We start from the raw sequence: 24,359 nt of genomic DNA, 5'->3' as shown, positions 1-24,359 counted from the left end.
ACGAGTAAGCCGATCGCGGCGCAGGCAAAGTTCGAGTTTCGCGCCGACGGTGGCTTTATAGTGCCCAGGTGACTGAGCGTGAGCGGGAGTTGTCGCCGTTGCGGGTCGAGCATCGGATGGTCGGCGAGGTTGCGGTGGTAGCGATACAAGGTGAGGTCGGCACCGACACGGCTGCGCAGTTGGCGACGGCGGTCCGGGCCGGGCTGGATCGCACCCGCGCCGCGTTCTGCGTGCTCGATCTGACCGATGTGCGATTCCTGGGTGGCGCGGGCTTGACGACCCTGGCCGCGACCAGCAGGGAAGCTGAGAACCGTCAGGAGCCGCTGCGGATCGTCGTCGACGCCAACCGTCCGGTCATCCGTCCCCTCGAAATCTCGGGTCTCGAGCGGTTCCTGGCTCTCTACCACAGCGTGGACGACGCCCTCGCCGCGTGACTCGGACGTCTATGAACCGGGTGCCGGATCGGGCGTTGGCGCCGGGGCCACGGGTGAAAGCCGGGGGCGATCGAGCGGAAGCTCAGCCCACACCGTCTTGAATCGCTGATGGTGCACGACTCCCCAGGCGAGGGCCAGGCGGTCGAGCAGAAGCATCCCGCGCCCGCCGGTGAGGTCTGGTTCGCGCACATAGGGATCCCCCGGTCCGCTGTCGTCGACCTCGATCCGCAGCCGACCCGAGCCCGCGAACACCGTGAGGCGGCATCGCCAGGGTGGGCGGGCATGCTCGCGAGCGTTGGCGACCATCTCATCGGTGACCAGGACCGCGTCCTCGACGACGACACTGTCGTCAGGTGCGAGCAGCGTCCGTACCGCATCCCGAATCCGCCAGTCCGGCGTGACGTCGAGATCGAACTCCAAGCCCTGCTCATCACCGCTCGGGATCGGCCACGCGGGCGTCCTCATTCCGGCTTCCTCCGCTCGCCGTTGGCCAAAGATAACGTCTGGCTACCCATGAAGCCTGCCAGGAAACCTAGCTCTCGCCCGGCGCGGGCGGCCCAACCGCCGCTTCTCCAAACGGCAAACTCGCTCCCAGCTGGACGATCGGTCAGCTGTGCAGGGTTCGGCTCGGGTGCTCGCCGTAGGTGCGCTTGTAGGCGACCGCGAAGCGTCCCGGATGCGTGAATCCCCAGTCGTACGCGACAGCGGTCACGGTGGTGCTGTTACCAGGACCGGCCGCACGGAGTTGCTGACGGGCCGCATCCAGGCGCAGCCGCCGCAGGTGCGCCAAGGGCGTGGTGTCGAGGTGTCTGCGGAATGCCAACTGCAGTGCCCGCACCGTGACGGACGAGGCCGTGGCGATATCGGCGACGGACAGGTCGTCGCGCAGGTGGGACTCGAGGTAGGCGAGGGCGCGGCGCACCGCGTCCGGGTGGGCGTCCCGCCGGTCGGCCGCGGTCGGTTCGATCGCAACCGTGGTCGGCATGGTGTCGAGCACGGTCGCGACCAGGTAGTCCGCCGAGGTCGCCGCGACGAGATCGCCCGCCGCCGGGTCCGCCGCGACCTGCCGCAGATGCTCGACCACTCGAGCCAGGCGGTGTCCCGCACCTGCGGTGAGCGGCCGACGCCCGGACAATTGAATGGGCAGTCCCGCCTCGGCGGGCGCGCCAACCCTGGCCAACAAGGCGCATCGAACATGGTGATGCTGTACCGGGCCGAGCGGATCAGCCCGCGGTGCGGCAGGTCCGGTGCGCTCAGCAACCCGATCTCCCCGGCGTTCAACACGTTCCGGCCCGATTCGCGGTAAGCCTGCTCGATCGTGCCGGTATGCACGGCACACAGACATACCTTCCCGAGCCGATCGGCGTCGTAACTCATGTCGAATCCGAGATCCAACTGATCCAAGATGACAGGGCCGAGCATGTCGCGTCGAATATGCGCCGACGCATCGCGCCGACCGCCGTTGCCGATGCTGGCCCTGGCCCCGGCCATCGAAACGCTGTGCCATCGGCTGTCCCGGATGCCGACCGCTATCGAGATCGCCATCGAACTCGACGTCGACCTGCTCGAGGCGACCCAGGCCATGCTCGCTGCCAACGCCTACACCAGCGACTCGCTCGACACCTCCGCCTACGACAGCGATGACGAGTACGCGCCCAGCGTGGCCAACACCCTGGGCGCAGAAGACTGCGGCTACCGGATCACCGAGGAGGCGCTCACGCTCGCTCCGCTGCTCGATGAACTTCCACCCCGCGAGCGGCTCGTGCTGCATCTACGGTTCTTCGGCGACCAAACCCAAGCACAGATCGCCGAGCGCCTGGGCGTTTCGCAGATGCAGGTCTCCCGCATCATCAGCAGAACGCTGGCTCAGCTCAGAGCACGCGCGCTGCCGCGAGAAGACTGACTTTCTGCAGTACCGCTGGACCGCTAACCAATCGGCAGCGCGCTGAAGATCGGGCCATAAAACCAGTCCAGCATGCGCTCGGCATCGTCCTTCGCGGCGACGGCGCCGTGGGTCGAGCTGTGCAAGACCACACCGATCAACGGTATTCCGGCGCGGACCGTCTGGAACAGCAGGCACGTTCCCGCAGCGTCGGTGTATCCGGTTTTGATGCCGACGGCCCCGGGATAGTCGCCCAGCAGCAGATTCGTGGTGCGCCAGTGGTGCTCGCGGTTGCCGGGGCCGGCGGGCAGGTGATAGCTGTGCGTCCCGACGATGTCGCGGAACACCGGTTGGCTCATCGCGCGCAGGCCCAGGGTCACCAAGTCCGCCGGTGTGGAGGAATTGGAGTCGTCGTTCGGGACGGGAAGACCACTGGGATCGGTGAAATGCGTTCCCGCCAGGCCCATTTGACGCGCGGTGTCGTTCATCTTGGTGATGAAACCGTGCTGGCCGGGACCGAACGCCTCAGCCAGCGCGTAGGTGGCGTCACAGCCCGACGGCAGCATCATCGCGTAGAGGAGCTGGCGTGCGGTGAGCACCTCACCGGGGGCAAGACCTGCGGTGCTTCCGTCGTGCCTGACGCAGTAGGCGATGCTCTCGTGCGGCACGGTGATCGTCCGTTCGAGGTCCCCGGCGTTGACCACCACCAGTGCCGTCATCACCTTGGTGATGCTGGCTATCGGAACGACCGTGTTCGGCTGCCGCGACCACAGCACCGTACCGGCGATCCCCTCCGCCAGCGCCGCCGCCGGCGCCTGCACGCCATCCGGCTCGGTACTCGTCCACGGCAATTGCGGCCAGGACACCTGGCCCTGCGGCAGCTGCGGCCAGAACACCTCGCTCTGCGCGGGGGTAGCCGCGACGCCCTGCCCGACTGCCACGAGCAGCACTCCGGCGACCAGGCTCTGCAACAATCGGGCAAATGTATGCATGGCCGACATTCTGCCGCCCTACTTCGCAGATCAGCGGGATTTGATCGCCCGAATCGACCCGCGTTTCCGCATCCGACGAGCGTCAATTCAGCGCTGTCGCCCCGGACACGTTCGATGGTCGCAGCAAATGCCGCCGTCGGGCCGACGCGAAGAGCATCTGTTCGCCATCACGCACCCTCCCTGCCGCGCGGACCGGACGGTATCGTCCACGGCGACAGCCGCAATCAAAGATCGCCTAGATCGCGGTCGGTAACGGTTCGAACACCCTCACCTCGGTTTCCAGCCCATCGGCGGCTATCGGTCCCGTCCAATCCCACAAAGCCAGAGCTCTATTCACGTCAATCGGCCGTCGCGCCCGACCTAAGCGTGAACCGGCCGTCAACAGTGGCAGTGCTCACATTCCGCGCCATTTGAAATGACGATCATGCAAGATAGCTACAAATTTGCTGGCGAGATTTCGGAAGGGGAGGGACTGATGGGGAGGACTGTGCGAACCGTGGCGTGCGCCGCCGCGAGCAGTACCGTGCTGCTGGCCGGGATGTGGGCTGCGGGTGTTGCCGGTGCGGACTCGGTGGCCGACAAGCATCGGGAAACTGTCACCGATGACGGGTGGACTCTCGCGGTCACCAAGACCGAGGAGAACCTGGATCGGTATCCGAATCTGGCCTCGACCATGTTCACCCGCGAGGGCTTTGTCAGCCTCAAGGCGATCGCTGAAATAACCGGCGCGGGAACTGCGCCGGTCTCGGCCGGTTCGCTGGCGTTGGGGTATCAGATCGGCTGCCAGGTCGATGTGTCCACGGGTCTCACCCTGGGCATGGGGTTCTCGGTCGGCCCGAACGCCTCACTGAACATCAGCTGGCCGCCTAGCGTCAGCCTCGGTGCGAGCGCGTCGGTGTCACCGAACATCTCCACGACCCTCAAACCCGGATCCATCGCCACCATCGACTTCGGCACCAAACCCCTGGCCGGCCCGCGCGCGTCGATCACCGCCGAACAAGTCCAGGTCAAAATCGACGCCTGCATGGGTCCGGTGAGTCTGCGCTCCTACGCCACCGCGCGGATCTCGACCCCTGCCGCGGACAACTCCGTCACCGTCTACGGCGACCCGGTGTACCTGTGAGCAGCGCAAAGACCTTGCCCGCCAACCGCATTCAGGAGCGCGGGCGTTCGATATACCAGGCGACCGTGAGCCGCCGGGGACGCTGGAGAACATGGCGGCGCACCGGTGCCACCCTCGCTACGACAGGGTCGCTGCTGGTGGGCTTGGCCGTACTCACCACTATTGATCCCGCCGCCCCGCCTGCGTCCGCAGGGCCCTACATTCCGTGTGAGCAGTGGCAGCAGATGCATCCGGGCTGGCCGTGCGTCGATGTCCCCGAACCCTCCCAACCTCCCGCCCCCTCACAACCGCCGCTGCCGACCTGGGCACCGAACCAGCCCGGCACCGGCGGCGGGTCTCGCGCGGGTGCACTCACGCCCCCACCGGTCGGTCCCGGCAACGGAATACCCATCGTCCCGGCGCCGGGCAGTAAGGATTTCCCGCCGGGCAATGACGCACCCCAACCACCGCTGCAGAGGCAACCCGGGACGACACTGCCGGACAACACCGCAAACCCCGGTGGCGCGCCCGGCACAGCACCCGAGCCTGACGCACCGTTGATTCCTTCACTGCCGCCTGCTCGGCCCGCAGTCCCATCGCCGGAGCACTCACCTCGGCCGATCCGTGATCAACTTCCCGTGCGCCCCGCTTCCCGCTGCGGAGAGGAGCGAGAATGGTCGTTCAGCGAGGGCTGCCACAATAGCTACACCTATAAAGTGACCGTGAAACAGTCCCAGCCGGGCTATACACCAACGGGCGCAACCCCGTACGACAACTGCTCGGCAGCCAGCGATGGCATCGTTTGCTCGGTCACCAAGACAACGACGACATCGCGGACGGTGACCAAGACCGGCCAGCTCGGAGTAGACGCGACGATCGGCGCGTTGAAAGCCAGCGGACAGGTATCACAGTCGGTGGCTGATACCGAGTCACTCACCATCGGAGAAACCGGCGGCAAGGCCCCCTCTATACCGATGAAGGCTGGGGAAACCCTCTCGGCATACCCGACCTATCAACGCGTCGTATACGAAGTCGAACGCTACGACGCCAAGACCGGGCAGTACATGTTCACCGAGCAAAAGGAGGCGCTGTTCCCCGACGGCAGCACCTACCGCATCGGGCCGACCGGCGCACCTAATGGCTTCCCGGCACCCCCACCGGAGATACTGCCGGTCGAACCCAATCCGATCACTCCGCACCCGATCGGAGGAAACTGAATGTCGCACGACTTCGCTGACACCGTTCCGGATCCTCATCCAGCACAGGAGTCGCTATGACCGACACGGATACCTCCCCGGCATCGACTGCCGAGCCGCGTGGTCGCCGACGGCGGTACATCCTGGCCGCGCTCGCGGTGATCGTGCTCGCCCTGGCCTGTTCACTGGGGTACTACTGGCTCAAACCGGCACCGCCGCCGCGGGTCAGCGTGGAATTGAACCAGGAGATCTTCTCTGTCACCAAGACCGACCTGCGTGGCCAGACATTGCAGAACGCGCTGACCAAGGTCGCCTATCCGCAATCGGTGTTCTCTGACCACGTTGGCGACGTCTGGGTCGTCGATGCGTCCGGCGGTCCGTCACGAACCATCATGGCCATGCCCGAAGACACCAGCGCATGGACCGTGGTCGCGGTGTGCTTCCGCAGTCAGACCTTGGACGAAATTGCCGCGAACGACAAACTCGCCGCTGGGCAGAAACCCGCCGTGAACTTCGTCGTCTTCGGCGTGCAGCGCTCCGACACCGTAGGGCCCGAACAACTCGCGGGCCTTGTTCAAGGCACCCTCGATGACACACTGCCAGGGTGCAGCTTCGGGGTCTCAGGGATGACCGCCCTCCGGCCGGGCACCGGCCCCACCATCCGGGTTCAGTAGACGTGCCCGGACCGAGGACACAGTTCGCTACTGCTGTGGTGTGTGGTCTTGTTCTCACCGGATGCAGTGGCGGCCAAACGAATTCGATGACCCCGTCCGCATCGGCCATACCGGGCCAGCAGTTGAACGAATCGCTCGCTCAAACCGCAATCCAGCGATACCTCACCGAGACCTTGAACGCATTGCCGCCGGGAGTCAGCCTGTCGGCTCCGCTCACCGAAGCGAACGGGCAGAAGGTCGAGTTCGACCTAGCGAACCTGCCGGCGGTCCCTTGCGACGGAAACCCCGACAGCACCACTGGTCCGAAGAAGGCACAGGTCTTCTACTTCATCACTGGCATCCCCAAAGGCAAAGCCGCGGAATACTTCAACTCGGTCGTGCGGATCTGGAGCGACCGACTGTGGCAGGTGTGGCCGATCAAACCGGACGAGCAATCGAACGCCGTGACCAACGATGGGTACCTACTCGCTGTCGCCCGCGCCCAAGCCGGCAATGGCAGCGGTCAGGACGGGCTCTCGCTTGCTGGAACCTCGCCCTGTTTCCCGAACACAGCAACCGGAACCGCGACTCCCCTGCCCACTGTCATCGAGCACCGATAGGTCAACTGCCGTCGGTGGGTAGTCGGGCGGTCAACAGCCTTACTGTCACCACCTGGGCCGCGGCAGCGCAAGACAAATGCTCGGCACTGAAGATCCGTGGCACGGCAACGGTTTATCCGCCAGCGGTCGCCATCTCGCCGGAACACTACACAGTGGGGTGCAGCTGATGCTCAACACCAAGGAAAAGGTGGCGAACCTGGTGCCGCTGATCTTCTGGGCTGCCATGACGCTGGCGGTTTCAGGAAGTTGGATAGCGGAGAACTTGGGCTCGGCCAGCATCCTCCGAACCGCACTGAACTACCTGATTTTCGCGCTGGTGTTCACGTTCTCGTGGTGGGGCATGTCGACCTACAGCAAACGAAAGCCGCGCGAGTTCTGGAACTCAGTGTTCGTCTATGGCGCAGCGCTGTACATTCTCGCGGGGGTTATAGCTTGGTCTGGCTGGGCGAGTGCCTGGATCTTCATTGTTCCGTGGATAACGCTTGTATTTTTCGTCGTCAACGAACGCTGGGGTACATACCTGGACTCGCTCGCCTCCCCGATACCCGCCGAGGCCAGCAGCTGATAACTCTCGCGAGCCCGGCGGCGATGGAGCCGTGCACCGCACTGGGCTCGGAACACTGCGATCGAACGCCGATAGGCCGACCGCGATCGGCGTGACCGGCGAGCGGGGCGAAGAGGCGACGCGGCTTTATGCCGGACGCGGCCGACGAGTGCGCCGGCGGCGAAATCATGGGCTTCGCCGGGGACAACGGCAGTAATAGCCGCGCCAGCTTCTTGATATCCATGGGGCGAGCGGCGGCCATTCCTATTAACGTGCCCATTGATGTACGACCCACCCATGCGAGGTGGACAAAGTTCCGGACGGAAGTGTGGTAAGAAACTATCGACAGCGGAGGTGGCGCGCCGATTACCGGCAATAACCTCCGCGACACGTCTCAAAATCCGTTGGTGGGCGAACGTCTCAGCCCGCCGAAACCTTCATTGTTTCCCGGTGCTGTGGATGCGCGTCGCTCGCGTATCCCTGATGAAAGGCGTGGTGCTGCGGTGCATTACACGGCGATTGTGGTGGGGGCGGGGTTCGGCGGGATCGGGATGGGGGTTGCGCTCAAGCGGGCCGGTATCGACGATTTCGTGATCCTGGAGAAGGAGGACGAGGTCGGCGGCGTCTGGCGGGACAATATCTATCCGGGCTGCAATTGCGATGTCCCGTCTCATTTATATTCGTTCTCCTTCGCTCCCTACCGCGATCGGCGCATTCGCTATCCGGGGCAGGAGCAGATCCTGAATTATCTGAGCCAGGTCGCCGCCGATCAGGGCCTGCTGCCGAATCTTCGGTTCGGTTGTCCGGTGAGCGAGGCCACCTATCTGGAAGATCAGGGCTATTGGGAGGTGATCACCGCGGCGGGGCTGCGCATGGTGGCTGATGTGGTGATCTTCGCGGTCGGGCAACTTCATCGCCCGCATCTGCCGGAGTTTCCCGGCAGAGCCGACTTCGCCGGCCCGGCGTTCCACACCGCGCGGTGGGATCACCGACATGATCTACGCGGTCTCGATGTCGCGGTGATCGGCACGGGATCGAGTGCGGCCCAGATTCTGCCCACCCTGGCCGCGACCGCTGCCCATGTTCGTGTTTTTCAACGAACCGCCCACTGGGTGCTGCCGAAACCGTCGAAGGATTTCGGACGTCTCGCCCGGGTGGTCTTGGCACTACCGGGTGGGCACCACTTGTACCGGCGCGCACTGCATTACGGTGCCGACACCGTGCTCGCCCCGGTGATGTGGCGCGGCTGGTCGGCGCGACCTGTCGAATGGCTTGCGCGCTGGTATCTGCGCCACGCGATCTCGGACCCGGCCCTGCGCGCGGCGCTGACACCGGACTATCGGATCGGCGGCAAACGCATCGTCCTCGACAGCGAGTACTACCCGACACTGGCATATCCGAATGTCGAGCTCGTCACCGCACCGATCGCCAAGATGACGAAGAATGGACTCGAAACCACCGATGGTGCGCAACACAGGGCCGACGCTGTCGTTTATGCCACCGGCTTCAAGGCTCCGGAATTTCTGGTGCCGATGCGGGTGCGCGGCCGTCGCGGGGTCGAGCTGGCAGAACAGTGGACCGAGGGCGCGAGCGCTTTCCTGGGTATCGCGATCCCGGGGTTCCCGAATCTGTTTCTGCTCGCCGGCCCGAACAGTTTCAACAGCGCAGGCAGCAATCCTGCGATGAAAGAGCTCCAGATGCAGTACATAGTGCACTGCCTGCGCTGGCGTGATCGGATCGACGCCGCCGCAATCGAGGTCACCGAGGCGGCAATGGAGAACTACCAGCGATGGTTGGAACAGGCGATCGCCACGACGGTATGGCCGCCCGCGTCCAGCTGGTATCGGCATCGCAGCGGGCGCGTCACAAACCCGTGGCCGGCGTCTGCCCGCACCTATAGGCGCATGCTGGACAGCTACGGCCCGGAATCGTGTTTCCGTGCCGCGAACAAGCGGCGGGACATCGACATGACCGAAGCCGCGGTGTCCTCGCCGCCGCGCGCTGCTTGTTGAACGACGCCGGTCAACCGATAGCCGACCCAGGAGCGAGAAGAGCCGAAACCCTTTCTCTGCAAAGGGTTTCGGCTTACCTCGAATGCACCCGTCTGCGACGCTCAGCCCAGGAACTTGCCGAGGTCGTCGAGCACCCGCATCGCGCCGATCGGACCGAGTCCGAGGAACCACACCTCGTCATCGACCGCGATGGCGTGCCCGGCCTTGACCGCGCTCATGTTCCGCCAGATCGGGCCCTCGGTCACGGCCTTCTGGTCCGGTGAGACATCCGCGCCGTAACTCGAGTAGAAGATCCAGTCGCCGGCGGCCTGGTCGATGTTCTCCTTCGAGACCTCCACCGCCAGCTCGTCGACGTTCTGATTCGCCGGTCTCGGCAGGCCGATATCGGCGAGGATGACGCCGATGAAGGACTTCTTGCCGTACAGGCGGATATTCCCGCTCATGAAGCGAACGAGCGAAATAGTCGGTGCGCCAGTCAGTTTGGATTTCACCTGATTGGCTTTGGTTTGATATTCGTTGAGCAGCTTGGTGGCCTGTTCCTCCGCGCCGAGTGCGGCGCCGACCAGCAGGAAGTTCTCTTTCCACGGGAAGCCCGGTCGGATGGAGAAGACGGTCGGCGCGATGGCCGACAGCTGCGGGTACAGGTCGTTGACGCGTAACTTGCTGCCCAGGATCAGATCTGGCTTCAATGACGCGATCTTCTCGAGGTCGAGCGTGTTGGTCGGTCCGACCGTCGCGATGTTCTGCACGCGGTCGGCCAGATACGACGGCACGCCTTGCTGTCCAGCGGTGGTGGCCATGCCGACCGGTGTCACGCCGAGTGCGAGGACGTCGTCCAACTCGCCGGAGTCGAGGACGATTACCCGCTCGGGCTTCTTCTCGATGCGCGTCTGTCCCATTGCCTGCGTGACCGTGCGCGGAAATACGCCGGGCCCGACGTCCGCTTTGAGTTTGGCGGTCTCGGTATCGGCGGTGGCGAACAGTGCCCCGCCGGTGGCGACATTCTTGTCACCGTGACCGGTATCGCCCGCGCTCGCGGGGGTGGTGGCGGGATCGGTGCCGCATGCGGCGAGCAGCGCGGCGGCGGCAACGGCGACCACCGCTTGTGTCCATCGGACCATTATGTGATTCCTTAAGTTCGTAGGTGCAGTTAGGTTGTGCTGCAACCCGGGTGGGTTGGGTGTGGCTCTTGTCGTGGTTTGTCCGGCTGCCTGTTGGTGCGGCTTGAAAGGATTGGCCGCCCAACCTGCCTGGACTTCCTCTGGCCGCTGATTGAGATCTGCGAATTTGTCGCTGCTTTAAGGAACTGACGGCGAGGGAGTCCGTGGGCGAGAACCGCAACGACGACGTGAGGACGGTGGCGTGCGAGATCGAGTGTGGGCGGGAATCGATGTCGGCAAGGAGCACCATTGGGTAGTGGCCGTGGACACGGACGGGCGAACCGTGTTGTCGCGCAGGGTGTTCAACGATGAATCCGCGATCGCCTCGGTGGTCGGCGAGGTGGTGAACCTGGCCGATGAGGTGTCGTGGACGGTTGATCTGACCACCGCCTACGCTGCCCTGCTGTTGTGTGTCTTGTGGCAGGCCGGGCACGCGGTGCACTACCTGACAGGCCGGTCGGTGCACCAGGCCTCGGCGATGTATCGAGGCGAAGGCAAAACCGATGCCCGTGATGCGAAGGTGATCGCCGACCAATCGCGGATGCGCCCGGACCTGCCCCAGCTGCGTCCTGGTGAGGACTTGATCGCTGAGCTGCGCATGCTCACCGGCCACCGCGCCGACCTGGTCGCCGACCGCACCCGCACGATCAACCGACTGCGCCAGCAACTCGGCGCGGTCTGCCCGGCACTGGAACGCACCGCGGAGATCACCCAACATCGCGGCTGGGCGATCTTGCTGGCCAGATATCAACGCCCCAAGGCGATCCGCCGCGCCGGGGTCGACCGACTGACGCGCATGCTGGCCGACGCCGGCGTCCGCAACGCTGCCGCCATCGCCCAGTCCGCTGTCGCTGCCGCCAAATCCCAGACTGTCCGCCTGCCCGGAGAGGATGTCGCCGCCGAGCTCGTGTCCGAGCTGGCGAAGGGGGTGATCGACCTCGACGCACGGATCAAGCTCGCTGATACCGCGATCGAGGAGCGGTTTCGCCGCCACCGACTGGCCGAGGTGATCACCAGCCTGCCGGGCATGGGGTTCCGGCTCGGAGCAGAATTCCTCGCCGCCGTGGGCGATCCCAGCCAGATCGAGTCCGCCGATCATCTCGCCGCCTGGGCAGGTTTGGCGCCGGTGCCCAAGGACTCGGGCAAACGCACCGGTCGGCTGCAAACCCCGATGCGCTACAACCGTGCCCTCAGACGGGTGTTCTACATGTCTGCCCTGACCAGCGTCCGCTGCCATCCAGAATCGCGAATCTATTACGACCGCAAGCGTTCCGAGGGAAAGCGTCCCATCCAAGCTGTCGTCTGCCTGGCCCGCCGCCGCACGAACGTGTTGTTCGCGCTCATGCGCGACAACCGAACCTGGACCAGCCAGGCACCGGTCACCACTGCGGCGGCTTGACAGCCTCATTGAGAATCCTTTCCTAGGACTGAGTGGCGGGCACGGCGGCCCTGCCGGAGCGATGTCGTCCGATGGGAACGACCATCGGGGTGCCGGACACGGGGTCCGGGATGATCTGCGACGGAATGCCGAAGACGTCCTCGACCAACTCCGCGGTGAGGATGTCGGAGGGTGCACCCTCACAGGCGATCTCGCCGGCTTTCATGGCGATGAGGTGATCGCCATAGCGGGCGGCCAGGTGGAGGTCGTGCATCACGATCACCACGGTGGTGCCGTCGGTGGTGTTGAGATCCGCGAGCAGGTCCAGCACCTCCACCTGATGGGAGATGTCGAGGAAGGTGGTCGGCTCGTCCAGGAGCATGATCGGGGTGCGCTGGGCCAGTGCCATGGCGATCCACACCCGCTGGCGCTGGCCGCCGGACAGTTCGTCGACCGAGCGCGAGGCCAGTTCGACGGTGTCGGTGACCTGCAGGGCGCGCGCGACCGCCGCGTCGTCCTCGGGCGACCAGCGGCGGAACATGCCCTGGTGCGGATAGCGTCCGCGACCGACCAGATCCGCAACGGTGATCCCCTCGGGCGCGACCGGGGATTGTGGCAGCAGCCCCAACTCCCGCGCGACATCCTTGCTGCGCAGCGAGGAGATCGGCTCACCGCCCAAATAGACCGCACCATGGGTGGGCGCGAGCAGCCGCGCCAAGCCGCGCAGCAACGTCGACTTTCCACACGCGTTGGTGCCGACGATCATCGTCACCAGGCCCTCGGGGATGCGCACGGTGAGGTCGTTAACGATCGTCACCGGTCCATAGCCGAGCCGCAGGTTCTCCGTGTGCAGAGTTGGTGTCACGACATCCCTTTCAAACACGCCCGGCCCCTTCAGACTCGCCCGGCCCGGTTGGCCGCGGCGAGCAGCCACAGCAGATACGGCGCGCCGACAGCGCCGGTGACCACCCCGACCGGCAGTGGGTTGCCGAGCAGATGCTGTGCGACGAAATCGGCGAGCAGCGTGACCAGCGCGCCGGTGAGCGCGGCCGGCACTAATGCCGTGCGACCACCGCCGGTCAGCCGGGTGGCGATCGGGTTCGCGACGAAGGCGACGAACGCAATGGGACCGGCGACCGCGGTTGCGAAAGCCACACTGGCGGTGGCGATCAGCAGCAACAGCAGCCGCGTGCGCTCGACCCGCAGGCCCAAACCTGCCGCGACGTCGTCACCGAGCTGCAATCCGTTGAGCGCGGGGGCGAGCAGCGCGGCGGCGGGCACCAGCACCACGAGCGCGATCGCCAGCGGCACGACCGCGTTCCAACTCCGGCCATTGAGATTGCCGATCATCCAGACCAGCGCCTGCTGGGCGAGCGCGACATCGGCCCACGTCATGAGGTACGACACGATGCTGGTCAGCACCGCGCCGACACCGACGCCGATCAGCACGAGACGAAAACCGTTCACTCCGCCGCGCCGCGCGAGACCGTAGATCACCGCGCCAGTGACGACCGCGCCGACGAAGGCGGCCAGCGACAACGCCGCGCCGGACAGTCCGAAGACGATCAGTCCGGCGACGGCCGCCGCGCTCGCACCCTGGGAAATCCCGATCACATCCGGACTGGCCAGCGGGTTTCGTAGCAAGCGCTGAAACAGCGTGCCGCCGATGCCGAAAGCGATACCAACCAGCGTGGCGGCGACCGCGCGCGGCAACCGCAGCTGCCTGACCACGAATGCGTCCTGCCCGCCGCCGCCACCGAGCAGAATGTTCGGAATCTCGCCCAGGGGAACCGAATACGAGCCGACGGTGAGTGACAGCGCGAAAACCACCACCAGCGCCAGGAACAATGCAAGCGCTACCAGCCGTGCGCGAGCGGTGCCGCTACGTCGAGCGTGGACGACGGCAGCCAGCGAGGCCGTATCGATGGTCACGCCTTCACCAGCTTCCGGCGGCGCACCAACATGACCAGCAACGGCCCCCCTAGGACGGCGGTCACGACACCGACCTGCACCTCGGCGGGTCGCGCGATGACGCGGCCGACCACATCCGCGACCAGCAGCAGGATCGCGGCGATCACCGCGGAGTACGGCAGCAGCCAACGGTGATCGGGGCCGGTGATCAGCCGGGCCGCGTGCGGGACCATCAGGCCGACGAAGGCGATGGGTCCGGCGAGGGCCGTCGCCGCGCCGCACAGCACCACCACCGCGAGCGCGGCGACACCGCGGGCGACCGGCACATTCTGGCCCAGCGCGCGGGCCACGTCGGTGCCGAGTGCCAGCGCGTTCAACATTCGCGCCGACATCGCCGCGAGCAGGATGCCGACCGCGAGAAACGGCACTGCCTGCCCAACGGTCGGCAGGTCGCGCTCGGCGAGGGAGCCCACCTGCCAGAAGCGGTATTGGTCGAAGGTGGTGGTGTCGGTAAGCAGCAACCCGCTGGTCACCGACTGCAACGCGGCGGTGACCGCAGCTCCGGCGAGCGCGAGTTTCATCGGCGTGGCGCCGTCGCGGCCGAGTGAACTGACGAGATACACGACCGCGCCCGCGACCGCGGCGCCCGCGAAGCCGAACCACACGTAGCCGGTCACCGAGGTCACGCCGAGCACACTGATCCCGAGCACGACGAACAAGGCTGCGCCTGCGTTGACACCCAGCAGCCCGGGATCGGCGAGCGGGTTGCGCGTCGCTCCCTGGATGATCGATCCGGCCAGTCCCAGCGCGATACCGACCAGCACGCCGACCGCGGTGCGCGGCAGCCGCAGATCGCGCACGACGGCGTGATCGACATCGACCGGGTTGTAGCGGAGCAACGCGTCCAGCACGGTCGTGAAGGTCAACGCGCGCGAGCCGACGCTGATGCTCAGCACCACTGCGAACGCGAGCACTGCCAGTAGCAGCACCAGCCCCATTGCGAGCGGGAGCGTCCTGGTGCGGGCGCGATCCATCTGTGTCGGTCACCTTCGGATTCGATCAATACGGTTTGCCTACCCTAATTGACCGGTGGGGGCTCTGAGCCATCGGCTGGCAACATTCGTTGGGTCCAGCACGGTGCCGCGATCGAACCCGCTGGGGTCCGGTCATGTCGACGTCGGCGGGCCCGGCCGCGGTTCGTCGACGTCGGCGGGCCCGGCGCGGTTCAGCGCCCGCTTGGGCATCGAACAGATCGGTCGCGCGAGGCTGACAACCCAGCCGCTCCGAGGTACCTCGGTGGATCACCCCACCGCGGCGGTCAACGAACCAGGAGGAGCTGCGCCGAGTGGGTCCTTTCACCCGATGCGTGTCCGGACTGGTTCCGTGCCAGACTCAACGACTGATTGTCAGCGAGACGGATGGCTCGAGCATCGGCTACAACGGTGGCGTGCAGCACTTTCGCGCGGCTGCGCGAGCTGAATCGAAGGAAACGATATGCCGATCGTCACGGGTGAGATGGCCGCGATGCTGAACGTTCTCGGATTTCGCAAGGGAGACAACCGGATTCTCGATGTGATCGTGCTCGTCGGTCCCTCAATGGAGGTCGAGCAGTTCAACTTTGGCGACGTGCAGTCGACGTACTACCTCTTCCGCCAGGCTGGGACGGAGCTGCTTTTCGAAGACGAGGTGCTCGTATCGGCGATGGTGCGGACCCAGCCGGACAGCGAAGACGAGACCTACGGGCTGTATCCGCGGCCGGACGAACTGTTAAACGGCCTGTCCCCCACCGCAACTCGAACCGAAGTGACAACTTTGCTGGGACAACCGGAGCGCACTGGACCGAACTTCGACAGGTACGAGGTGAACGACCACTACCTGCATTTCGAGTTCGACGCCGCCGGACGTCTCGCCAAACTATCGGCGTTGCTCGAGCCGGTTTAAGTGCGGACCCGTCGGTTCGCGAACGGCAAAGTCGTACCACCTGGCATGATCTCCGGCATGCGAACAGTATGGGGATCATTGGCAATCGGTGCCGCAACGATGCTCGTTCTCGGCGCGGCGGCCGGCAACGCAACCGCCGAAGGTGTGTTCATCGACCAATTCGAGACCAACGCGGAATGCGTGGCGGCCGGGGAACAGTACCGCAGCTCCGACACCTGGCCCGACTGCGTGTACGGGCAGCAGGGCAGCGGCTGGCAACTGTGGGTTCGCTCGGCCGGCGGATGATCCGGGACAAGTCGTAGGCTGACGGTCGAGGTCGCTCGAACTGAATCGTCAGTAGCGCAACGTGATTCACCCGTCACGAACTGGTGATTATCGTAGGTGAGGCAGTGGTGCGGAGCTTCAGCCACTGCTTCTCCACGCTCAGCTCGATGACCCGACCGTCAAACGGACGAGCTATTTCTTTTCGCCGCCGAGTCAACTGTTCTTCTTGATCATCGTGACCACGACAACCGAATCCGAACTCACGACCGTGCCCACACCGGGCTCCACCGATACCACAGTCCAATTGGCCGGCAGCACAACAAGACTGACGCCCGCAGTGGCCGAGGCATGCCTGACCTTGGTGAAACCGGCCTTCTCCAACACGTCGTCGGCGATCGCGCCGTTCTTTCCGACCACATCAGGAATCGCGATATCGGCAACTGGTGCCACCGTCGTCGCTGTTCTGGCCAACGGCGCGGCACTCACCTCCGCTGCCGCGACCGGTGCCGCAGCGGAGGTGGTAACACGCGCGGCACGGTCTCTGGAATTCCCGTCTGCCGCACTGCCGATCATCCCGACCACCAGCAGTCCGCCGACGATGGCGGCGATCCACACCCACGCCGACAACGGCTTCTTCCTCGGCGGCATCGGCGGGCGCGGCTGGGCCACCCACGCGGGATTTTGTTGCGAGCCATGAGGATACGGTTGCGGGCCGTGCGGATACTGCGGCGGCTGATTGGCCATAGAGCAAAATCCCCTTCGACATCGGTGGCACGGATCGGCCACCGCCAGGCAGCGCCCACCAACCCAGCCGTTGCCCGCAGATAGACCGGCCGACATCAGGAACCGGGCAGTGCTGTTCTCAACCGAAAGTTAAGTGCCGCCAGGCATCCCGGGTCGGTGTCGAGACATCGGCTGGGCGATCACCGAGGAATCTCGGTCGGCGTTGGCGCCACCCAGCATTACCGCCCAAGCCTGCCACGCCACGTCGCAGCGCCGGAAGTCATTCAAATGATCTAACCTGCCACGTTCTCAGCGGCGGAAGGGGCCGGTCACCTCGTAGGTGATGCCGCCGCTACTCGAACCTGTGGTGCCGCGCTGCGAGGAGAAATAGAGTCGGTCGCCTGCCGGGTTGAAGGCCGGGCCTGCGATCTCCGAACCGCTCGAGTTGGCGATTTGGAGGAACGGTGCGACGACATCGGCAGCGATGAGGCAGATCTGCATGTCGCCGCCGTCCTCGGCGATGAACAGGTCGTTGTTCGACGCCCCGGTCACATTGTCCACTCCGGACAGTGGTGCACCGTTTCCGGGCTCGTAGGTGATCGAAAGCTGGTTGCCTGCAGCGTTATATGCCCAGACTTTGTTGTCGCCCTTGGTGGTGAACCAGCACGTGCCGCCGGCGTAGTAACAGCCTTCGCCGCCGTTGAAGACCTTCGCTCCGCGCACCTGTTGCCGAGTCGGCCTGGATCGCGCCGACGGATCCGGGACCTGTTTCCAGCTGAGATTTCCCGAGGACTCGACGAGCACCTCGAGTTTGCCGCTCGACAAGTCACTCCAGGACGTCGGGACGAATCGATAGAAGCAGCCGTCGCGGCGGTCCTCGGTCAGATATATGACCTTGCGATCCGGGTCCGCAGCGCACGCCTCGTGTGTGAACAGTCCCATCGCCGGTCTACGGGTACCGGTGTTGCGACCCCACGGGTCAGTTTCGAAAACCGCACCCTTGTCCACCTCTTCGCAGGACAGCCATGTGTTCCACGGCGTGGCGCCACCAGCGCAGTTGCGGCTGGTACCCGACAGCGTGCGGTGCGCGCCGACGATAGTCCCATCCGCGCCGAAGACGATCGCGCCGACACCGCCGGTACGGTCAACCTCACTGTTGGATACGTAGATCCACCCCGTGCCGTCCGCGAAGCAGGCACCGCCGTCCGGGGCGGGATGCCAAGTGTAGTTCGATCCCGCCACCCGCTGTCCCGAGCGGGCAACGATCCGGCTGGTGAAGCCCGAGGGCAGGAACACCCCGTTGGCGTCGGGCGTCTTCGACAGCGGTCCATACGGCGACTCGCCGGAAACGGCACCCGCACTGAAGGCCTCCAGCCATGCCGCTCCACCGAGCGCCACGCCGCCCCCACCGATCACGCTCACCCGCAAGAAATTTCGTCGGTCCACGAAGCACCTCCAACACGGATTGAATCCAGCCCGGCAGAGCGCCAGTGCGGCCGGTAGTGCCGTCACCCCATCAATCGGTGTCGCAGTGTAGTCGTCTGCGGTAAGCCGAGGTTCGAACGGAGTGGAACACGGTACAGTCAGTTTACCGAATTCGGTTGGTGTGCATTTCGTTTCGAGAAGTCGATCAACGGAACAATGCTTGAACTGCGGTCCGCAGCTCTAGTCGATGAGCTCGCCGATGCCTTACCCGGCTGACAAATCTTCGCCGAACACCCACGGCGTCAGCACCACTAGCCACCCGTCCGGATCCTCGAACAGCACTGCGCCGCCCCGCGCCCAGTACGGATTGGTCGGCGCGACCGGCCGATGCCCGCGCGCGCTCAGCCGATCCACCGCAGCCCGCAGCGCCTGTTCGCCCCGCAAATACAGCACCAACTGATTCTCCGGATGCGGCGGCGGTATCGCCGGTGGCGACCCGTGCTGGGTGATCTCCAACTGCACCCCGGCATCGGGCAGCCCGAACACGATTCCGTCGTATCCGTCGTCATTACGCCACTGCGCCAGCACCGCCAGCCCGAGATCATCCCGATAGAACGCCACCACATCGTCGAACCGCGCCGTAGGGCGTGCGAACCGCACTGCCCCCACACTCAAATATTCCGGCCACACCTCCATCCCAACACCACAATCCAACCTATCCATCCCGACGAGTTGCGCGTGGCCCGCGCCGAGCCGCAGTTGCTCTCACTGCCGCCCGAGTTCGCAACCACCTGACTTGGTCGACGCGCGCATAGGGCTGCTCGAGATTCGGCGGCAGCGAATGTCTCGCATCGCAGCGGGTCTGGTCCGAAAGCTCGCACGTGTGTGGAAGCGGTTGATGCGCCTGTCAGATCGAGTTCTCATCTGCTTTACGCACATGTCGATGCCCATCACCCGGGAAGGTGGGTGGTGCGGCGGGGAGCAGGTTCTGCAAGGTGTATCCGCACTTGTTCGCCACTCGGCAGGAGGCATGGTTGTCCTTTGCGTGTAGCAGCTCCAACTGGTTCAGTCGGACCAATTCCTGTTCAGCCAGGGCCCACCGGGACACGGTCTCGACGGCACGGGCAGCGATACCGCGACCGCGGACTTGGGCTGCGGTCCAATACCCGACTTCGGCCACCCCGGCCGTGGTCATCTTCACCACTACATGGCCGACGGGCGAGTAATCGTCGGCGGCGGTGACCACGGCGAAACTGAACCGTGTGCCATCCATCCAGCCGTCGACTTGGGCGTCCAACCAATTCCGGGCAGCGGTTTCGTCGACCAGGTGGCCGGCCAGCCAGCGACGCAAACCCGGATCGCGATGTGCGGCAACCAAAGCCGGCACGTCGTCGAATCGCCATGGGCGTAGCCGCAACGCCGCCGCACTGCCGGTCCGCGGCACAGACAGGATGATCTTCACAAAGACCATCATCGGCTACTGACGCGTCTCATTCCGGACGGGTAGCTCCAGGCCGGGGACCGCGATCGCGGTTCGCCAATCGACGAAGTCTCCGAAGGTACTGACCGCGGAATCGGCGCTGAGCGGCCTCGCGTCGAACATAACTGGGATCCGCACAGACTTCGTAATAGGAGTTCTCTGCCTCATCACCCCCACCATCAGCGTCGATGACGCGCGCCAGTGAATCCTTCGATGGCGGATAACTCGGAAGGTCGACGATCCACGAGATCGTCGGTGCGCCTTCCTCTTTCATCGAATCAGTATGACGTGGCAGGCCCAGCGTGGGTCTGAGGAGGTCCGGCGTCCACGATCTCGAGCGACAACTCCAACGGGTCGTAATGGATGAGCGATTCCATCCACCAGGTCATTCCTGCTTGGGTAAGTCCGGCGAGGTCGACATTGGTCGGCTCGTTCCAGGCGGGACTGGCGTTGCCGGCAACAACAACGTCGAATCGGCGTTCGGTCGAGCGGCCGGCGCTGTCCACCGCTGCGACGATGCCGACGAGTTCGTCCGGAGTAAGTGTGTGACGTTCCGGGTGGGGAAAGATCCCGTCGTGGCGGGCGGCTCGGCGGATCACCTTGGGGTTGTTGGTCGAGTTCGCCACCCAGATCGGGATGTGGTGTGGTTCTGGTGTCGTTGCCTCGAGGCGGACCTCGTAATGCGGGCCGGTGTGCCGGTAGGTCTCTCCAGACCACATCGCGCGGACTATGTCGAGTCCTTCGTCGAACATGGCAGATCGGGTTCGCAGGTCGTCGGGTTCGCCGAACCGGCTGAAGTCGCCGGACTCGTCCGAGCCGAGGCCGGTGCCCAGGATGAATCGTCCATTGGACAGGTTGCTCAATGTGGCCGCGTGACGTGCGACGACCCAGGGGCGTCGCCGCGCGAGGGGTGTGACTGTGGTGCCGAGTCGAATCCGGTTGGTGACTTGGGCGATTGCGCCCAAGGTTGTCCAAGGGTCGACGATCGGCATGGTCTCACCCAGTAGGTGATCCCAGAGGAATACGCCGTCCCAACCGGCGGCTTCGGCACGGACCGCCAGGTCGACGAGACGGTGCGGATCGCCGAACGGGCCGAACGGCGGCAGGTAGACCCCGCAACGAAGGTGATTGCCAGTCAAGAGATTTCTCCGCACGTGGTCGGTCGCTGGACGGATCCGATGGTATGCCCTTGGTCCCGTGAAATTCGGCGAATGGGGAGGTCGACCCCCGGTCCCTTCAAGAGCAAGATTGCTTCGTGAGTGGTTTCGTACGGGTGTGGTGCCTGCGTCATGCTGAATCGGAAAATGTTGTCGCGGGTGTGTCGGGAGCTGTGCCGCTGTCGCCGTTGACATCCTGCGGTTTTCGCCAAGCCGAGGTGGCAGCCCGCGTTCAAACAGACGAGCCGATTACCGGGGTCTATTGCAGCACTGCGCTACGTACTCGACAGACCGCCGCCGCCCTGTGCAAGGGCCGCAGCATCGACACCGTGGCGTTGCCCGAGTTGGTCGAGGTCGGGATCGGCGCGGCGGAGGCAACGACCGATCCCGACGTTCGGCGGCAGACCGCAGAAGTGTTGCGGCGGTGGATAGTCGACCGGCAGCTCGAGCGGCGAGTAGCCGACGGTGAATCCGGAACACAGGTATTGGCTCGGATGACAACGGCTTTGGAGCAGATCAGGCGGGCACATGAGGGTGAGTCCGTTGTGCTCGTCGGTCATGTGGCAAGTCTGAGTGTGACATTGGCGCAGCTCTGCGGTCTCGGCGCTCGGGTGTGGGGCCACCCCCTGCCGCATGCCGCGCCGTTTCTTGTCGAGTGGGACGGCAGATCCTGGCAGTGTCGATCGTGGCCCGCGTTACCGACTTCGGGAGTTTCGATGCCGTGACCTCGCCTGGTGCCGGTCAGGTGGGTTCGACGCGGAAGATCGCGATGCGCTCAGCTGCGGCGGCCAGCGCCTCTGGGGTGGCTTCTTCGATCAGGCCGGTCTTGACGAACCATTCGTCTAGCTTTGCCGGGTTGTTCGCGACATGGTCGCGTAGCAGCGAACGGCGTTCTTCTACAGGGAGTTCCACCATTCGCACCGTTGAGGAGCGTCGGCCACGGGCCAGTGTGACCGTCGGTGAGGCGCGAACGTTGGCTACCCAGGCGGACTTTGGATATGCCTGGAAGACATACCGTGCTCGAGCGAGCTGGAGTACCGAGACCGGCACTTCACGCAACTCGCCGGTGCGTCGGCCGACGACTGTGAGGATGTGCATGTCCGAGAAGGCGACGCCCCGTTTTTGGAGCAGGGTTACAAACCTATTCAGTCGATTTATGTTGCGGCGCAGGCATTCCGGCTGTCGAGTCATGGTTCGTCCTTGGCGGTTTCAGGCATGCGACGATGGTCGCTGAGTGTTCTGGCGTCGCTCTTGCGCGGCACTGTCGTGGTAAGTCGACAGGGGAATAGGCGGAAACTACCGACGCGGGTAATCCGCGCGGCCAGCACAGTGGTGGCACACCCGAACGCACTGCCGCTTCATGATCGACCACCTGGTCACCTATCCATGGGGCGCCCAATAGCAGGAGGACACCATGACCACCGCGACCCATCCGGCGCGCACCGCCAGCCAAGCCTTGCATGCCGCGGTCCGGGCGGGCGACAAGGATGCCTGACTGGATCTGTTCGCCGTGGACGCCATCGTCGAAGACCCGGTCGGCCCTTCGCATTTCGATCCGGAAGGTGCGGGACACCGGGGGCGCGACGCCATCTCGGCGTTCTGGGACAAGGCTATTGCGCACAACGAGTCGATCGAGTTCCTGTTCGAGGACTCGTTCGCCTGCGGGAACGAAGTCGCCTACACCGGCAAGGTCCGCAGCCACGCCGGCGGTCAAGTGATCGACGCCGTGGGCGTGTTCATCTATAAAGTCGACGAGTCGGGCAAGATCCTCGCCGTGCGCGCCTTCTGGGAGAGCGAGCGCACCATGGCGACCATGAGACCTGCCCGATCTCACCGAAAACGCATCAGGGCTGTGCGATCCTTCGGTTCAGGGGGCCGTCCAGGAACGCAACTTCTCCGGGTTCCGGATCGCCCAGATGCGACTGATTCGGTCGTGGGTGATGTCGAAGGCGTAGACCGAGACGATGGTGTCGTCGAGTTGCGCCACTAGACCGGGCTGGCCGTTGACCGTTCGTTCCAGCAGGGTGACGGCGGGACCGTAGGTGGCGATTTCCATGAACGCGTGGGCGATCTGGTCGCCGCCGTTGATCGGGTCGCGGAAGGCGAGTGCCAGGCCGCCACCGTCGGCGGTGGCGATCGCCTGCGGGTCGAGCAGGCCGATCAGTGCCTCGATATCCTTTGTCTCCCAAGCTTTTTTGAAATCACGCACGACCTCGGCACGCTCGGTGCCCGATGGTCTTCGCGAGGTATCGATGCGGCGGCGGGCACTGAAGGCGAGCTGGCGGCAAGCCGCCGGGGAGCGCCCGACGATGGCGGCGACCTCGGCGAAGGAATAGCGGAAGACGTCGTGCAGCACGAACGACACTCGCTCGGCCGGCGTCATGGAGTCCAGCACGACGAGGAAGGCCATGCCGATCGACTCGTCGAGGGTGACCCGGTCGGCCGGATCGACGCAGGCGCCACCATTGCTCGATTCGGACCGGTCGGGTAGCGGCTCCGGAATCCATTCGCCCACATAGCTTTCCCGCCTGGCACGGGCCGAGCCGAGCAGGTCGAGGCAGATGCGGCTTGCGACTGTCGTCAACCACGCACCCGGCACCGTCACTTCGGCTCGCTGCCGCTCGGCGAGGGCGTACCAGCGCGCGTAGGTCTCCTGCACCACATCCTCGGCCTCGGCCAGCGAGCCGAGCAGCCGGTAGGCCACATTGATCAGCTGACGGCGCTCCTTGATCACCTCGGGCAGGTGCGGGTCGGTCATGTTCGGCTCCTTCGGTCTGTGCGCGCTCACCGAATCGACGAATCAGCGACCCGATTTGTGAGGCGGCCTGACATTCCGGGCGGCTGTGTCGTCGGAAGGTCATGACATTTTCAGCGAACCAGGAGTTCCGGCCATGAGCAGAATCGGCATCGTCCTCGGCAGTACCCGGCCCAACCGTAAGGGTGCGCAGGTCGCCCAGTGGGTCCTGAATACGGCAGCGCAGCGCGGCGACGCCGAGTTCGAACTGATTGATCTGCGCGACCACCCCCTCCCGCATCTGGACGAGCCCATGCCGCCGATGCATGGACCGTCGATTCATCCGCACACCCGCGAATGGGCGGAGCGGATCACCCCATTCGACGGCTTCGTGTTCGTGACCCCGGAGTACAACGGCGGCGCACCGGGAGTGCTGAAGAACGCGATCGACCACCTGTGCAGGGAATGGGCCGACAAGGCGGTCGGTTTCGTCTCCTACGGCGTGAGCGGCGGTGCTCGCGCCGTGGTGCAGCTGCGGATGGTGTGCAGCACGCTGGGGATGGCCGATGTGAGCCGCCCGGTGGAGATTTCGGTGCTCACCGATTTCGAGAACCACACCACCTTCACACCGCGCGACCACCACCGCGCTGCGCTGGGCACCATGCTCGATCAGGTCGTCTCCTGGAGCACCGCGCTGGCGCCGCTGCGCGAGGCCACCGAAACCACTCTCATCGATTCCTGAGGAGCGGAC

The 24,359-nt window shown here is 65.0% G+C and carries 27 protein-coding genes and 1 pseudogene; 14 read left to right on the top strand and 14 right to left on the bottom strand.

Annotated features, from left to right (window positions below):
• The first annotated feature begins 68 nt into the window (after positions 1-68).
• Positions 69-434 (top strand): STAS domain-containing protein, encoded by a 366-nt coding sequence (locus IBX18_RS06675; protein ID WP_194832854.1) that lies wholly within the window; start codon positions 69-71, stop codon positions 432-434.
• Between the two features lie 9 nt (positions 435-443).
• Here IBX18_RS06675 and IBX18_RS06670 read toward each other — a convergent pair whose 3' ends face one another.
• Positions 444-899 (bottom strand): ATP-binding protein, encoded by a 456-nt coding sequence (locus tag IBX18_RS06670; protein ID WP_194832853.1) that lies wholly within the window; start codon positions 897-899, stop codon positions 444-446.
• A 142-nt stretch (positions 900-1,041) separates the two neighbouring features.
• Complete coding sequence (locus IBX18_RS06665; RefSeq protein WP_194833772.1) at positions 1,042-1,614, bottom strand: AraC family transcriptional regulator; 573 nt, start codon at positions 1,612-1,614, stop codon at positions 1,042-1,044.
• A 240-nt stretch (positions 1,615-1,854) separates the two neighbouring features.
• Between IBX18_RS06665 and IBX18_RS06660 the strand changes: the two genes are divergently transcribed.
• Complete coding sequence (locus IBX18_RS06660; protein WP_228540573.1) at positions 1,855-2,337, top strand: sigma-70 family RNA polymerase sigma factor; 483 nt, start codon at positions 1,855-1,857, stop codon at positions 2,335-2,337.
• A 23-nt stretch (positions 2,338-2,360) separates the two neighbouring features.
• Here the strand turns inward: IBX18_RS06660 and IBX18_RS06655 are convergent, their stop codons facing one another.
• Positions 2,361-3,308: a D-alanyl-D-alanine carboxypeptidase family protein gene (locus IBX18_RS06655; protein ID WP_228540572.1), complete on the bottom strand. Its 948-nt coding sequence runs from the start codon at positions 3,306-3,308 to the stop codon at positions 2,361-2,363.
• Positions 3,309-3,783: 475 nt separating this feature from the next.
• On the opposite strand from IBX18_RS06655, the gene IBX18_RS06650 reads away from it, so the two are divergent.
• The 6 genes from IBX18_RS06650 (at position 3,784) to IBX18_RS06625 (ending at position 9,435) form a co-directional block, all read left to right on the top strand.
• Positions 3,784-4,431, top strand: coding sequence for an MspA family porin (locus IBX18_RS06650; protein WP_228540571.1), 648 nt, complete (start codon positions 3,784-3,786; stop codon positions 4,429-4,431).
• A 617-nt stretch (positions 4,432-5,048) separates the two neighbouring features.
• Positions 5,049-5,627: a hypothetical protein gene (locus IBX18_RS06645; RefSeq protein ID WP_194832851.1), complete on the top strand. Its 579-nt coding sequence runs from the start codon at positions 5,049-5,051 to the stop codon at positions 5,625-5,627.
• 56 nt (positions 5,628-5,683) lie between these two features.
• Entirely contained in the window at positions 5,684-6,280 is a 597-nt protein-coding gene (locus IBX18_RS06640; protein WP_194832850.1) for a hypothetical protein, read from the top strand.
• A gap of 86 nt (positions 6,281-6,366) precedes the next feature.
• Positions 6,367-6,879, top strand: a complete 513-nt coding sequence (locus IBX18_RS06635) for a hypothetical protein (protein WP_194832849.1) — start codon at positions 6,367-6,369, stop codon at positions 6,877-6,879.
• 166 nt (positions 6,880-7,045) lie between these two features.
• Complete coding sequence (locus tag IBX18_RS06630; RefSeq protein ID WP_228540570.1) at positions 7,046-7,444, top strand: hypothetical protein; 399 nt, start codon at positions 7,046-7,048, stop codon at positions 7,442-7,444.
• A gap of 482 nt (positions 7,445-7,926) precedes the next feature.
• Positions 7,927-9,435, top strand: coding sequence for an NAD(P)/FAD-dependent oxidoreductase (locus IBX18_RS06625; RefSeq protein ID WP_306796176.1), 1,509 nt, complete (start codon positions 7,927-7,929; stop codon positions 9,433-9,435).
• A gap of 101 nt (positions 9,436-9,536) precedes the next feature.
• Here the strand turns inward: IBX18_RS06625 and IBX18_RS06620 are convergent, their stop codons facing one another.
• Positions 9,537-10,556 carry an ABC transporter substrate-binding protein gene (locus IBX18_RS06620; RefSeq protein WP_194832847.1) on the bottom strand — a complete coding sequence of 340 codons (1,020 nt, stop codon included), beginning with the start codon at positions 10,554-10,556 and terminating at the stop codon, positions 9,537-9,539.
• A 241-nt stretch (positions 10,557-10,797) separates the two neighbouring features.
• Between IBX18_RS06620 and IBX18_RS06615 the strand changes: the two genes are divergently transcribed.
• Positions 10,798-11,994, top strand: a complete 1,197-nt coding sequence (locus tag IBX18_RS06615) for an IS110 family transposase (RefSeq protein ID WP_306796175.1) — start codon at positions 10,798-10,800, stop codon at positions 11,992-11,994.
• Between the two features lie 22 nt (positions 11,995-12,016).
• Here IBX18_RS06615 and IBX18_RS06610 read toward each other — a convergent pair whose 3' ends face one another.
• The 3 genes from IBX18_RS06610 to IBX18_RS06600 are packed head-to-tail and all read right to left on the bottom strand — an operon-like array spanning position 12,017 to position 14,918.
• Positions 12,017-12,856, bottom strand: coding sequence for an ABC transporter ATP-binding protein (locus IBX18_RS06610; protein ID WP_194832846.1), 840 nt, complete (start codon positions 12,854-12,856; stop codon positions 12,017-12,019).
• An 11-nt stretch (positions 12,857-12,867) separates the two neighbouring features.
• Positions 12,868-13,905 carry an iron chelate uptake ABC transporter family permease subunit gene (locus tag IBX18_RS06605; RefSeq protein ID WP_194832845.1) on the bottom strand — a complete coding sequence of 346 codons (1,038 nt, stop codon included), beginning with the start codon at positions 13,903-13,905 and terminating at the stop codon, positions 12,868-12,870.
• Complete coding sequence (locus IBX18_RS06600) at positions 13,902-14,918, bottom strand: iron ABC transporter permease (protein ID WP_194832844.1); 1,017 nt, start codon at positions 14,916-14,918, stop codon at positions 13,902-13,904. The genes IBX18_RS06605 and IBX18_RS06600 overlap by 4 nt, the downstream gene beginning before the upstream one ends.
• 460 nt (positions 14,919-15,378) lie before the next feature.
• On the opposite strand from IBX18_RS06600, the gene IBX18_RS06595 reads away from it, so the two are divergent.
• A complete protein-coding gene (locus IBX18_RS06595; RefSeq protein ID WP_194832843.1) occupies positions 15,379-15,825 on the top strand; it encodes a hypothetical protein in 447 nt (148 codons plus the stop codon).
• A gap of 57 nt (positions 15,826-15,882) precedes the next feature.
• Positions 15,883-16,110 carry a hypothetical protein gene (locus IBX18_RS06590; protein ID WP_194832842.1) on the top strand — a complete coding sequence of 76 codons (228 nt, stop codon included), beginning with the start codon at positions 15,883-15,885 and terminating at the stop codon, positions 16,108-16,110.
• 192 nt (positions 16,111-16,302) lie between these two features.
• Here IBX18_RS06590 and IBX18_RS06585 read toward each other — a convergent pair whose 3' ends face one another.
• From IBX18_RS06585 to IBX18_RS06565, 5 genes are all read right to left on the bottom strand, one after another.
• A complete protein-coding gene (locus tag IBX18_RS06585) occupies positions 16,303-16,758 on the bottom strand; it encodes a PASTA domain-containing protein (RefSeq protein ID WP_194832841.1) in 456 nt (151 codons plus the stop codon).
• Positions 16,759-17,121: 363 nt separating this feature from the next.
• Positions 17,122-18,258 carry an alkaline phosphatase PhoX gene (locus IBX18_RS06580; RefSeq protein ID WP_194832840.1) on the bottom strand — a complete coding sequence of 379 codons (1,137 nt, stop codon included), beginning with the start codon at positions 18,256-18,258 and terminating at the stop codon, positions 17,122-17,124.
• A gap of 243 nt (positions 18,259-18,501) precedes the next feature.
• Complete coding sequence (locus IBX18_RS06575; protein WP_306796174.1) at positions 18,502-18,897, bottom strand: VOC family protein; 396 nt, start codon at positions 18,895-18,897, stop codon at positions 18,502-18,504.
• Between the two features lie 247 nt (positions 18,898-19,144).
• Positions 19,145-19,699 (bottom strand): GNAT family N-acetyltransferase, encoded by a 555-nt coding sequence (locus tag IBX18_RS06570; protein WP_306796173.1) that lies wholly within the window; start codon positions 19,697-19,699, stop codon positions 19,145-19,147.
• A gap of 296 nt (positions 19,700-19,995) precedes the next feature.
• On the bottom strand, positions 19,996-20,856 hold the full coding sequence (locus tag IBX18_RS06565) for an LLM class flavin-dependent oxidoreductase (RefSeq protein ID WP_228540569.1): 861 nt from the start codon (positions 20,854-20,856) through the stop codon (positions 19,996-19,998).
• A 116-nt stretch (positions 20,857-20,972) separates the two neighbouring features.
• Here IBX18_RS06565 and IBX18_RS06560 point away from each other — a divergent pair, with 116 nt between their 5' ends.
• Positions 20,973-21,599, top strand: coding sequence for a histidine phosphatase family protein (locus IBX18_RS06560; RefSeq protein WP_306796172.1), 627 nt, complete (start codon positions 20,973-20,975; stop codon positions 21,597-21,599).
• 16 nt (positions 21,600-21,615) lie between these two features.
• Here IBX18_RS06560 and IBX18_RS06555 read toward each other — a convergent pair whose 3' ends face one another.
• The gene (locus IBX18_RS06555) at positions 21,616-22,065 is read right to left on the bottom strand and encodes a nitroreductase family deazaflavin-dependent oxidoreductase (RefSeq protein ID WP_194832837.1); all 450 of its coding nucleotides are present in this window, start codon (positions 22,063-22,065) and stop codon (positions 21,616-21,618) included.
• A gap of 223 nt (positions 22,066-22,288) precedes the next feature.
• On the opposite strand from IBX18_RS06555, the pseudogene IBX18_RS41945 reads away from it, so the two are divergent.
• A pseudogene (locus IBX18_RS41945) lies at positions 22,289-22,699 on the top strand (nuclear transport factor 2 family protein); the annotation flags it as partial.
• A 42-nt stretch (positions 22,700-22,741) separates the two neighbouring features.
• Here the strand turns inward: IBX18_RS41945 and sigJ are convergent.
• Positions 22,742-23,632 carry an RNA polymerase sigma factor SigJ gene (sigJ, locus tag IBX18_RS06550; protein ID WP_194832836.1) on the bottom strand — a complete coding sequence of 297 codons (891 nt, stop codon included), beginning with the start codon at positions 23,630-23,632 and terminating at the stop codon, positions 22,742-22,744.
• 133 nt (positions 23,633-23,765) lie between these two features.
• Between sigJ and IBX18_RS06545 the strand changes: the two genes are divergently transcribed.
• On the top strand, positions 23,766-24,350 hold the full coding sequence (locus IBX18_RS06545) for an NADPH-dependent FMN reductase (protein WP_194832835.1): 585 nt from the start codon (positions 23,766-23,768) through the stop codon (positions 24,348-24,350).
• Positions 24,351-24,359: the final 9 nt, after the last annotated feature.

This window comes from Nocardia sp. XZ_19_369, from assembly GCF_015355715.1.
Taxonomy (GTDB): Bacteria; Actinomycetota; Actinomycetes; order Mycobacteriales; family Mycobacteriaceae; genus Nocardia.
This window is presented reverse-complemented; position numbering and strand designations above follow the sequence as displayed.

Excerpts from the sequence above, each read along its gene's own strand:
- IBX18_RS06635 (WP_194832849.1), top strand. The coding sequence starts at position 6,367 with ATGACCCCGTCCGCATCGGCCATACCGGGCCAGCAGTTGAACGAATCG.
- IBX18_RS06630 (WP_228540570.1), top strand. The coding sequence starts at position 7,046 with ATGCTCAACACCAAGGAAAAGGTGGCGAACCTGGTGCCGCTGATCTTC.
- IBX18_RS06670 (WP_194832853.1), bottom strand. The coding sequence starts at position 899 with ATGAGGACGCCCGCGTGGCCGATCCCGAGCGGTGATGAGCAGGGCTTG.
- IBX18_RS06660 (WP_228540573.1), top strand. The coding sequence starts at position 1,855 with ATGTCGCGTCGAATATGCGCCGACGCATCGCGCCGACCGCCGTTGCCG.
- IBX18_RS06650 (WP_228540571.1), top strand. The coding sequence starts at position 3,784 with ATGGGGAGGACTGTGCGAACCGTGGCGTGCGCCGCCGCGAGCAGTACC.
- IBX18_RS06640 (WP_194832850.1), top strand. The coding sequence starts at position 5,684 with ATGACCGACACGGATACCTCCCCGGCATCGACTGCCGAGCCGCGTGGT.
- IBX18_RS06545 (WP_194832835.1), top strand. The coding sequence starts at position 23,766 with ATGAGCAGAATCGGCATCGTCCTCGGCAGTACCCGGCCCAACCGTAAG.
- IBX18_RS06590 (WP_194832842.1), top strand. The coding sequence starts at position 15,883 with ATGCGAACAGTATGGGGATCATTGGCAATCGGTGCCGCAACGATGCTC.
- IBX18_RS06595 (WP_194832843.1), top strand. The coding sequence starts at position 15,379 with ATGCCGATCGTCACGGGTGAGATGGCCGCGATGCTGAACGTTCTCGGA.
- IBX18_RS06555 (WP_194832837.1), bottom strand. The coding sequence starts at position 22,065 with ATGACTCGACAGCCGGAATGCCTGCGCCGCAACATAAATCGACTGAAT.
- sigJ (WP_194832836.1), bottom strand. The coding sequence starts at position 23,632 with ATGACCGACCCGCACCTGCCCGAGGTGATCAAGGAGCGCCGTCAGCTG.
- IBX18_RS06600 (WP_194832844.1), bottom strand. The coding sequence starts at position 14,918 with ATGGATCGCGCCCGCACCAGGACGCTCCCGCTCGCAATGGGGCTGGTG.
- IBX18_RS06620 (WP_194832847.1), bottom strand. The coding sequence starts at position 10,556 with ATGGTCCGATGGACACAAGCGGTGGTCGCCGTTGCCGCCGCCGCGCTG.
- IBX18_RS06655 (WP_228540572.1), bottom strand. The coding sequence starts at position 3,308 with ATGCATACATTTGCCCGATTGTTGCAGAGCCTGGTCGCCGGAGTGCTG.